The sequence below is a fragment of the Kitasatospora sp. NPDC003701 genome (assembly GCF_053587085.1).
Genome location: NZ_JBSFNM010000001.1, coordinates 552560 through 562698 on the forward strand (window position 1 = coordinate 552560; position 10139 = coordinate 562698).

Below are 10139 nucleotides of genomic sequence, written 5' to 3' on the forward strand. Positions count from 1 at the left end.
GGGGCCCTCCCTACCGTCCCGGCTCGCCGGCCCCGGGGCGCGGCAGGAGCGCGAGGTGCTCCTCGCGCACGATGCCGAACTTCAGGGCGAGCCCCACGACGGCCTCGCGCTTGCCGCTGCGGCGGTCCGCGCGGTTCGCGCCGTCGGGCACGTCGATGCGGAGCTTCTCGTCGGCGAGGTAGTCGAGGTGCGAGCTGACCGCGCGGGCGGTGAGCCGGGCGCAGGAGGGGTGTCCGCGCAGCCGCGCGACCACCTCCGGGGTGGTGGGCACGACGGCGGGGGAGTGGTCGCGCAGCCACGGTTCGCAGAGCGCGACCAGGACCAGGAAGTAGGTGGCGGTCTCGTCCAGCGAGTACGCCGTCATGGTGCGGCTCTCCCAGGAGCCGCCGCCGCGGGCGTGCGCGTCCAGGTAGACGTGGTCGGGTGCGAACACCTGGAAGGAGAGCGGTGTCTCACGCCGCGAGGGCAGCACCACCCGGGAGAACTCGAACGGGATCGGCGCGCCGATCCGCCGCGGCGGCACCCGCAGGTACTCGCCGGCGCCCTCCGGGTTCTCCACCAGGTAGGCGTGGGTGTTGCTGAGGTTGCTCAACTGCCAGTGGTCGTCGGTCGCGTGGATCTCGCCGGCGAGCCGGGAGACCGTCTCGTCGCCGAGCCGGAGCTCCACCGGCGTGCCGGCGGAGCCGCGGCCGAAACGCGCCCGCTCTCCCGGGCCGAGCCGCAACGTCACCGCGTCCTCGCCGTTCCCCTCCGGCAGGTGGACGAGAATCCCGCTCACCCTTCCCCCGTCCCGCGCACCGCTCCCCCGTTTCGCATGCCGACCATTGCCAGACGCACGAACGTTACCTCTTTGCGCATGACAATAAACCGTATGGTGGCGCAGGCCACCTGACGGAGAATCGGGGAGCCGGCCGGCGAGCGGCCGGAGCCCCGGGCCCCGCGCCGGAGGCCGCGTCTACGGGACGAGGACGATCTTGCCCGCGACCGTTCCGGACTCCGCCAGGCGCATGGCCTCGGCGGCGCGCTCCAGCGGGAGTTCGACGGCGATGTGGGCGGTGATCCGGCCCTCGCGCAGCGCCGTGAACACCTGGGTGAGGTCGCCGCGCAGGCGGGACCGGAAGCGGTCGCGGGCGAGGGCGCGGCCGGCCCAGACGTTGAAGAAGTACGCGTGGCGGCCGTTGGGCAGCAGGTTCCACACCCAGACCCGGCCGAGCAGCTTGAGGACGGGCCACTGCTTGGAGCCCTGGTCGTCGCGGGTGGCCGCGCTGCCGTAGGAGACGAGGGTGCCGCCGCGGGCGAGCAGTCCCCAGGAGCCGACGATGCCGCGGCCGCCGACGTGGTCGAAGACGGCGTCGACACCGTTCGGGGCGAGTTCCCGCACCCGGGCGGGGACGTCGTCGCGGTAGTCCACGGGCGTCACCCCGAGGGCGCGCAGCGCGTCGTGGTGGCGGGCCGACGCCGTGCCGATGACGCGGGCACCGGCGGCGAGCGCCAGCTGGACCAGGACCGATCCGACGCCGCCGTTGGCACCGTGGACCAGGACGGTCCCGCTGGCACGCACCCGGGCCTTGCGGTGCAGCATCTGCCAGGCGGTGAGGCCGTTGAGCACGGCCGTCTCGGCCTCCGCCGCGCCGACGCCGTCCGGCACCTCGACGAGGTCCGCGGCGTCCAGCGCGACGTGGCTGGCCCAGCCGCCGGTCTTGGTGAGGGCGGCGACCCGCCGGCCGACCAGGTCGGGGCCGACGCCGGGGCCGACCGCCAGCACCGTCCCGACCAGGTCGTAGCCGGGGACGAAGGGGAACGGCGGCTGGTCGTAGTAGCGGCCGCGCCGCATCTGCTGCTCGGCGAAGGAGACGCCGGTGGCCTCCACCCCGACCAGGGCCTGTCCGGCGGCGGGCACCGGCAGCGGCAGTCCCGTGCGGACCTGCAGGCCCTCCGGCTCGACCTTGCCCGGCAGAACGACCTCGGTGTACTCGGCGGCGGCCATGACGATCCCCTCAGTGTGTTTGATGGACTCGCTTCCGTTAGAAGCTATAACTAGAATGAACATGCCTGGCGGAAGTGTCAAGCGAGTAGCTCCATCGATCGTGAGTGGCCCTGTTGAGAGTGATAGCCTCTAACTCACACGGTCGCCGCCGGCAACAGGGGCCGACGGACGCGAGAACGGGCGGAAGAGGTGACGGGCATGGCCGACAAGCCTCCGACCCCACGGGAGCGGTACCGGCAGCAGGTCCGCACGGAGGTCAAGGAGCGGGCCTGGGAGCAGATCGCCGGCGTGGGCGCCTCCGCCCTCTCGCTGAACGCGATCGCCAAGCAGATGGGACTGAGCGGGCCCGCGCTCTACCGGTACTTCGCCAACCGCGACGAGCTGATCACCGAGCTCGTCCGGGACGCCTACCGCAGCCTCGCCGACACCCTGCTGGCCACCGGCTCCGCCGGGGGCACCCACCCGGCGGACCTCGGGGAACTCGCCCACGCCCTGCGCCGCTGGGCGCTGGCCGACCCGCACCGCTACTTCCTCGTCTACGGCACTCCGGTGCCGGGCTACCACGCCCCCGAGGACACCGCCGTGACCGCCTCGGAGATCATGTCGACGCTGCTCGACGCCTGCGTCGCCGCCGGCCCCGGGGCGGATCCGACGGGCCCCGCCGCCGGTCTCGACGCCCACCTGGCGGACCACCGCCCCTGGGCGGCCGGACACCCGGGCGCCCACCCGGCGGACCTGCGCCGCGCACTGGCGTTCTGGAGCCGCCTGCACGGCGTGCTCTCGCTCGAACTGGCGGGCCACTTCACGGGCATGGACCTCGATCCGGAGCAGCTCTTCGCTGCCGAGGTGGCCTCCCTCACCGGCTGACCCCGGCGGCGGGGCGCCGTCCGGGCATCTCCCGACGTCCGGGCCGCCGCGTTGGACGGCGCACCCGTGCAGACCGCCGGTCTGCACGGGTGCGCCGCCATCAGCGGCTCCACCGCCGGCCCGGAGGGGCTCCGGACGGGCAGACCCGCGGTACCCCCGTTACCGCCTGCTCCGACCACCTGCTCCGACCACCACCGGAACCTGCCGGGCCTCCCCGGCTGCCGGTGGGGTCAGGCGACGGCGGGGCCGGCGGTGGTGTTGAGCCAGGCCCATTCGGACCAGGTGGAGAATCCGGTCTGCCACTTGTGGTGGACGCCGGCGCTGCTGGTGCCGAACACCTCGATGCGGCCGTCGGCGTTGGCGGTCGCGACGATCTCGGTGCCGGCGTCGCCGAAGGCGTTCCACGGGCCGAACGGCGCGTTGACGCCCGTCTGCCAGGTGTGCTCCGCGGTGCTGCCGTTGATGGCGAACACCTCCACCCGGCCGTCCGGCGAACGCTCACTGGTGAGTTGGGAGTCGGCGGGGCCGCCGGCGGGTTCCCACGCGGACCAGGTGGTGGGGCCGGTCTGGTACTTGTGGAAGACGCCGACGGGGCCGGAGGCGAAGAGTTCGAGGCGGCCGTCCTGGTTGTGGTCGACGGTGAGGTCGTGTCCGCCGCCGCCGAAGGTCTCCCAGGCGGACCAGGCGCCGTTGACGGCGGTCTGCCACTGGTGTTGGAGGGTGGTGCCGTTGACGGCGAAGGCTTCGAGTCGGCCGTCCGGGGCTTTGCCGAGTCCGATCCTGCTGTCGGCGGGGCCGCCGCCGGTGGATTCCCAGCCGGACCAGCCGCTGTTGGGTGCGTTCTGGTAGATGTGGAAGATGCCGACGGGGCCGGAGGCGAAGAGTTCGAGTCGGCCGTCCTGGTTGGAGCCGAGGGCGAGGTCGTGTCCGCCGCCGCCGGAGGTCTCCCAGTTCGACCAGCCGCCGGAGGGCTGGAGCTGGTAGCGGTGTTGGAGGGTGGTGCCGTTGATCGCGAAGAGTTCGAGGCGGCCGTCGGCGTTCGGGCCGATCGCCAGTTCCGCGCTCTCCGGGCCGCCGAGGGGCTCCCACTCGGACCAGGCGCCGCTGACCGCGGTCTGCCAGGCGTGTGAGACGCCGTTCGCGCCGGCCGCGAACACCTCCAGCCGGCCGTCCGCCGAACGCGCGGACACCACCCGACCCGACTGCGCCGGATACACCGGCGGTGCGGGGTGGGGGCCGGTTCCCGGGGTGCAGGGCATGGCGATGCCGCGCTCCGCGAGGTAGGGGACCGGGTCGGTGCGCACGGTCGCGTTCGCGTCGGCCCAGACCCGCAGGTGCAGGTGCGGCCCGCTGGAGGTGCCCTCGCTGCCCATCTGCGCGATCAGTTGACCGGCCGTCACCTGGTCGCCGGTCGCCACGTCCCGCTCGCGCATGTGCCCGTACTCGGTGATGGTCCCGTCCGGGTGCAGGATGCGGATCCACTGGCCGTAACCCTGGGCCGGGCCGGAGACCAGCACCTGGCCGTCGCCGACCGCGTAGATCGGGGTGCCGTAGTCGTTGGCGATGTCGATGCCGTTGTGCTCCGGGGTGTAGCCCTGGGAGATGTAACCGGCGGCCGGGCAGGACGCCGTGAACCCGGCGGCCTCGGCCGGGGCGGCCGGCACGGTGACCGGCAGCAGCAGGGCGACCGCGGCCAGCGCCAGGCGCGAGGCACGGCGGGAGAAGGAGGGGAACACCGTAGCGCCCCTCACGCCGTGCGCAGGCGGTCGGTGACGCCGTCGGCGGCCGCCGCGGTCCTCGCCGGCGTGGCGCCGGGCCCGCCGGCGGACGGGCGGATGCTCCTTCGGGTGGGGTGATGCGCGGTCAACGTGACCTCCTGAGGGCGTGCCGGCGGCCCGTCCGGACCGCCCGGTGTCGAGCGGTTGGGACGGTAGCCACCCATCGCGCGGCGCGGAACCCGGAACGATACGGACTGACAGCAGCCGGCCGGCCGCCCAGACTGTTGTCCTTCGGGTCCAAGGGGTCCTGGCGCAGCCGTACGAGCTGGTGGATCAGCCGTCGCCTGGGCGATCACCGGCACCCTGCTGGCGGCGATCGCGGCCGAAGCCACGGTCACCTGGCTGACGGTGCGGAGGACGCCGGCGTGACGACGAGGCCGACGCCCGCGCGCGGGTCGGGGGCACGGCGGCGGCCCGGGGAGGATGTCCCCGGGCCGCCGCCGTGCCCCGCATGTCGCGTGTGCCCACGGCGGACACCGCGAGCGTCATGCCGGGTGGACGAGACGGCTCTCGTAGGCGAAGATCACGGCCTGTATCCGGTCACGGAGTTCGAGCTTCTGCAGGATCCGCCCCAGATGGGACTTCACGGTCGCCTCCGCGAGGTGGAGGGTGGCCGCGATCTCGCTGTTGGACAGGCCGCGGCCCACCTGGACGAGCACCTCGCGTTCCCGGGCGCTGAGCCGGCCCAGCCGCTCGTCGCGGTCGGCGTTGCCGCCGCCGGGGAGGTGCGGGCGGAGGCTCTCCAGCAGGCGGCGGGTGATCCGCGGGGAGACCACCGCGTCTCCCGCGGCGACGCTGCGTATCGCGGTGAGCAGTTCCTCGGGCCTGGTGTTCTTCAGCAGGAAGCCCGAGGCGCCGGCGCTGAGTCCGGCGAAGGCGTACTCGTCCAGGTCGAAGGTGGTGAGGATCAGCACCCTGCTCCGCGGGGAGACCCCGATGACCTGTCGGGTCGCCTCGATCCCGTCGGTCCCGGGCATCCGGACGTCCATGAGGACGACATCGGGGCGCAGCTCCCGGGCGAGGCGGACGGCCTGGGCGCCGTCCGCGGCTTCGCCGACCGGGGCCATGTCGGGCTGGGCCTCCAGGACCGTGCCGAAGGCCATGCGGAGCAGTGCTTCGTCGTCGGCGATCAGGATGCGGATCGTCATGCGGACGCCGCTCCGCTGCTGCCGAGGACGAGGCGGGTGTGGACTCCCCAGCCGCCGCCCGGGAGCGGCCCGGCCCGCAACGTCCCCCCGTAGGCGGCCGAGCGCTCCCGCATGCCGGGGATGCCGTGGCCGGACGGTGCGGCGGCGGGAGACGGCGGGAACGGCGGGCACGGGCCGCTGTCGGTGACGTCCACGGTGACGGTCTCGGTCGAGCACTGGATCCGGACCTTCGCGTGGGTACCGGCGGGTGTGTGCTTGAGGGCGTTGGTCAAGGCTTCCTGTACCAGGCGGTAGACGGTGAGTTGTGCGGTGGCGGGTACGTGGGTGTGGCCGCCGTGGACCGCGAGGCGGGTCGGCAGCCCGGCGGCGCACATCTGGTCGGCGAGGGCCCGCAGTTGGGCGATGCCGGGCAGCGGGTGGCGCTCCGCGTCCGGTTCGTCGGTCCGCAGGATGCCCAACGACCTCCGCATGTCGGTCAGGGCCTGTCGGCCCGTCTCGGAGACCTGGAGCATCGCGGTGGTGGTCCGCTCGGGCGACCGGTGCTGCGCGTAGACGGCGGCGTCGGTGAGCGCGACCATGACGGACAGGTTGTGGGTGACGATGTCGTGCATCTCCCGGGTGATACGCGTCCTCTCCTCGGCGACGGCCAGTCGCGCCTGTTGTTCCTGTTCCCGCTCCAGGCGTGCGGTCCGCTCCTCCAGGGCCGCGAGGTAGGCGCGCGTGGTCCGCACGTTCACCCCGAGGACGGCGGCGGCGACGGCCGTCGCGGTGACCGCGACGAAGGGGGTCAGGAACGCGCCGTCCGTCGTCCAGCGCAGGCAGGCCAGCAGGGCCCCCGCCTCCACGACGGCGCCGGCGACGAGCGTGGCGCGCCGGCCCGAATGCGCGGCCACCGTGTAGAGGGCCACCAGCAAGGCGATGTCCGCGGGCAGTTGGACGTCCGTCAGCCACTGGACGAAGGCCGCGGCCGCCACGGCGCCGAACACCGTGAGCGGGGCGCGGCGCCGCCACACCAGCGGCAGTACGAGGGCGGCGGTGAGGGCCACGGCCACCGGCAGCTCGTGCGGCGGGTGGGTGGTCAGGACGTTGAGGAGGAGGAGCGTCGGCAGCAGCGCGTCCCGCACCAGGGGCGGCAGCCGGGAGCCCCGGCGCCCGGCGGCCGTCACCAGTCGCGCCGCCCGTGCGGAGGCCGGGTCGGCGTACCGGGTCGGCCGTGAGGCCATCCACGCCCACCGGTCCCGGTGGCGTACCCGGTGGGCACCGCCGGGTTCCGCGGCCGCCTCGGTCATCACACGTCCCTGTCGGTTCGGCGTCGTGGCGGCCCCGGCCGGGACCGCCACCGCGGACAGCCGCGCCCGGGCCGAGGACGGGGAACGCAGGCCTCGTGCTGCCCGGCACGGACCGCAGCCCTGTCACGGTAGGCCGCGGGCCCCGCGGAGCACATGAGTCCACCGGCGGATGGCATCGCGCCGGGATACGACCGCAGGAGGAGTCCCGCTACCTCCCGTGGTCGTAGGGCGGCCGCTGATCCGGGGTGCTCGATTGCGATCCCGGTCGCACCGGGCCCTCCACGGCTTGCCACCCCGGTCGCAGATGACGGCGACTCGGGGTCGATGTGGCAGGGCGTCCCCGGCGCCGAGGATGGCCGGGTGACCGAGATCATCGCGGGACCGTCCGTGTCCCCCCTGGAACTTCTTCTCCTGCTGGGTGCCGTCGCGCTGGTGGTGGCGCGCTGGCTTCCCCCCACTGCCCGCCCACGCGTCACGATCGCGGCCGGGGCGGTTCTCGTGCTGTCCGCGATCGTGCTGGGTGTGGCGGGGATCCGCTGGCAGATGCTGCCGGTACTGGCGGGCGCCGCCCTCGCGTCGCCGTTCGCCCTCGCGCCCCTGCTGCGACGCCGTACCGGCCGGCCGGCGTGGCGGGCCCGCTGGTGGCTGGCGTTGCCGGGATCGGTGGCCTGCGTCGGCCTGATCGCCACGGGCCCGGTCGCCGCCTGGGCCTTTCCGGTACCCGTGTTCCCCGAACCGTCGGGCGACTTCGCGGTCGGCACCCGCGTGGTGCAGTGGACCGACCCCCGGCGCCCCGAGACCTTCACCGCCGATCCGGACGACCGGCGCACCGTCGTGGTCCAGCTCTGGTACCCCGCGCAGCGGAGCCCCGCGGGCGCGCAGCGCGCCCAGTACCTCGGACGCACGGAGCAGGAGGCGCGCACCGTCTCCGAGGCCCTCGCCCGCGGAGTCGGCCTGCCGGGTTTCCTGGTCGACGGTGTTCCGCGGGCCCGCACCCATGCGGTCGTCGACGCCCCGGTGGACAGCGAGGGGGGACGGTTCCCCGTCGTCCTGTTCTCTCCCGGGTCGGGCGGAGTGCGCACCCAGAACACCGCCTGGGCGGAGGAACTGGCCAGCCACGGCTACGTGGTCGCCGCCCTGGACCACCCGTACGACTCGGCCGCCGTCGTCCTCGCCGACGGCCGGACCGTCACCAGCGAGACCACCTCCACCGGCGACCCGGACCAGGACGACAAGCTGGCGGCCGACTGGACAGCGGTCCGAGCCGCCGACCTCGGCTTCGTCCTCACCCAACTGGAAGGTCTGGACCGGGGGGAGACCGCCGGCCCGCTGAGCGGACGCCTGGACACCGGCCGGGTCGCGGTGGCCGGCCACTCCATGGGTGGTGCGGCCGCGCTGCAGGCGGCCCGGCAGGATCGCCGGTTCGACGCCGTCATCGATCTGGACGGCTACCCCCACGGCCCGACCTCGCCCTCCCTCGACCAGCCGACGCTCGCGCTCACCCAGGCCATCACCCCGGCCACCGACCCGCGTTACCTGCCCCGCCTCACCGAGGCCCTCGCGGCCGACACGGCGACGAGCTACCGGCTCACCATCCCCGGCGCCGCACACCTCACGTTCATGGACGGCCCCCTGTACCTGCCGCCCGTGCCCTCGATCGTCGGCTCCCTGGGCCGCACCGGGAGCCCGCGCGTCGTCGCCGCAGCCACCCTCGCCTTCCTGGACTCCGTGCTGAGGGGCGTACCCGGCGACCTGGCCGGCGTTCTGCCGGCCTACGGCACGCTCAGCGTCCACCGCCCGGACCACAGCGGCTGACGGACCGCCCGCACGCCGAGCTCGAACCGGCTGCGGGCGTCCGGTCGTTCCCTCGGGTCCGTGGCACGGCGGCGGGCGGTGCGCGGCGACACCCCCGGCCGCTGGGCGGTCGCCTCGTCCGTCAGCCCCTGTGCGGGGTGTCGGTCAGACCTGTTCGAAGTGGAACGCCTTGATGAAGCAGTCGCGGGGCTGGGCGACCGCGAAGAGGATGCACTCCACGAGCGAGTGCGCGGTGAGGGTGTCCCCGGACTCGCGCGGGGTGGTTTCCCACTCCTCGGAGAGCGGGTCGGCGTTGTCGAAGTCGGGCGGGTAGAGCGATATCACCCGCACTCCCTGGGGGCGCAGACGCTTGGAGAGGATCTCGGTGAACCCTGCCTGGGCGCTCTTGGCCGCGTAGAAGGAGTCGTGGGCGCCCGAGCGGTGATGGCCCGCCGTTCCGCACGTGGAGACCATCGTGACGATGTCCGGCTTGTCCGAGTTGAGCAGGAGTGGGAGGAAGCTCTTCACGGTCAGGACCGTGCCGGTGGCACCGGAGGCGATGGTGTCGATGACATCGGTGTCCGTTGCGGACAGCAGGTCCGGCCCTTCGAGCCAGCGGGAGCCGTTGTTGATGAGCACGTCGACCCGGTCCGTGTGCTGTGCGACGCCGGAGGCGAAGGCGCGGATCGAGGCGGGTTCCGTCAGGTCGCAGGCGAAGGCGTGCACCTTCTGGTGCCCACGGGCGCGAATCTCGTCGCGGACACGTTCGGCAGCATCGAGACCGCGGGCGGAGAGGAAGACCTCGGCGCCGAGGTCCGCCAGCCGGATGGCCAGGGTCCGCCCGAAGTCGCGGCCGGCGGCGGTGATGACGACGCGGTGGTTGTCGAGTCTCACGTCGACGCTCCTGGTTCGTGGGTGTGGAGGTGGATCGGGTCGTGCGGTGAAGTGCGGCGGCCGACGTCGGCGGCGTGGGCGGCCCGGTCTCCGGCGGAAGCTCCCCGCCCCTGGGCGGCGACGTGGAGGTGGACGCGGAGCACCTGTTGTGTCGGCCGCCGGGGCGCGACCGCGAGCGGCCCGGCCGCCCCGGCGGTCTCCTGCATCCGGGCGCGTGGAACGCCCGCTACCGCCGGGGCCGACCGCACCCCGCCACCCCGACAGGTCACTTGCCGGCTGCGGCCTCCAGGGTGGCGCGCCAGAGCGGGCTGTCGACGTAGTGGTTGTCGTACTGCTCGGAGGAGTCCTTGATCTCCTGCGGGCTCGCCTCGCCGCGCATCAC

At 73.9% G+C, this 10139-nt stretch carries 8 protein-coding genes; 2 read left to right on the forward strand and 6 right to left on the reverse strand.

Going from position 1 to position 10139, the window contains the following annotated elements; all coding sequences use genetic code 11:
- Positions 1-10: 10 nt before the first annotated feature.
- Positions 11-778 (reverse strand): serine/threonine protein kinase, encoded by a 768-nt coding sequence (locus ACWDRR_RS02085; protein ID WP_449770237.1) that lies wholly within the window; start codon positions 776-778, stop codon positions 11-13.
- 177 nt (positions 779-955) lie between these two features.
- Complete coding sequence (locus tag ACWDRR_RS02090) at positions 956-1987, reverse strand: medium chain dehydrogenase/reductase family protein (RefSeq protein WP_449770238.1); 1032 nt, start codon at positions 1985-1987, stop codon at positions 956-958.
- A gap of 198 nt (positions 1988-2185) precedes the next feature.
- Here ACWDRR_RS02090 and ACWDRR_RS02095 point away from each other — a divergent pair, with 198 nt between their 5' ends.
- Positions 2186-2854: a TetR/AcrR family transcriptional regulator gene (locus tag ACWDRR_RS02095; protein WP_449770239.1), complete on the forward strand. Its 669-nt coding sequence runs from the start codon at positions 2186-2188 to the stop codon at positions 2852-2854.
- A gap of 230 nt (positions 2855-3084) precedes the next feature.
- On the opposite strand, the gene ACWDRR_RS02100 is transcribed toward ACWDRR_RS02095, so the two are convergent.
- The 3 genes from ACWDRR_RS02100 to ACWDRR_RS02110 form a co-directional block, all read right to left on the reverse strand.
- A complete protein-coding gene (locus ACWDRR_RS02100; protein ID WP_449770240.1) occupies positions 3085-4590 on the reverse strand; it encodes a peptidoglycan DD-metalloendopeptidase family protein in 1506 nt (501 codons plus the stop codon).
- 527 nt (positions 4591-5117) lie between these two features.
- Positions 5118-5780 carry a response regulator gene (locus ACWDRR_RS02105; protein ID WP_449770241.1) on the reverse strand — a complete coding sequence of 221 codons (663 nt, stop codon included), beginning with the start codon at positions 5778-5780 and terminating at the stop codon, positions 5118-5120.
- A complete protein-coding gene (locus ACWDRR_RS02110; protein WP_449770242.1) occupies positions 5777-7003 on the reverse strand; it encodes a sensor histidine kinase in 1227 nt (408 codons plus the stop codon). The genes ACWDRR_RS02105 and ACWDRR_RS02110 overlap by 4 nt, the downstream gene beginning before the upstream one ends.
- 390 nt (positions 7004-7393) lie before the next feature.
- Between ACWDRR_RS02110 and ACWDRR_RS02115 the strand changes: the two genes are divergently transcribed.
- A complete protein-coding gene (locus tag ACWDRR_RS02115; protein ID WP_449770243.1) occupies positions 7394-8884 on the forward strand; it encodes an alpha/beta hydrolase family protein in 1491 nt (496 codons plus the stop codon).
- A gap of 144 nt (positions 8885-9028) precedes the next feature.
- On the opposite strand, the gene ACWDRR_RS02120 is transcribed toward ACWDRR_RS02115, so the two are convergent.
- Positions 9029-9757, reverse strand: a complete 729-nt coding sequence (locus ACWDRR_RS02120) for an SDR family oxidoreductase (protein ID WP_449770244.1) — start codon at positions 9755-9757, stop codon at positions 9029-9031.
- Between the last annotated feature and the right edge of the window lie 382 nt (positions 9758-10139).

Excerpts from the sequence above, each read along its gene's own strand:
- ACWDRR_RS02090 (WP_449770238.1), bottom strand. The coding sequence starts at position 1,987 with ATGGCCGCCGCCGAGTACACCGAGGTCGTTCTGCCGGGCAAGGTCGAG.
- ACWDRR_RS02095 (WP_449770239.1), top strand. The coding sequence starts at position 2,186 with ATGGCCGACAAGCCTCCGACCCCACGGGAGCGGTACCGGCAGCAGGTC.
- ACWDRR_RS02105 (WP_449770241.1), bottom strand. The coding sequence starts at position 5,780 with ATGACGATCCGCATCCTGATCGCCGACGACGAAGCACTGCTCCGCATG.
- ACWDRR_RS02110 (WP_449770242.1), bottom strand. The coding sequence starts at position 7,003 with ATGGCCTCACGGCCGACCCGGTACGCCGACCCGGCCTCCGCACGGGCG.
- ACWDRR_RS02115 (WP_449770243.1), top strand. The coding sequence starts at position 7,394 with ATGTGGCAGGGCGTCCCCGGCGCCGAGGATGGCCGGGTGACCGAGATC.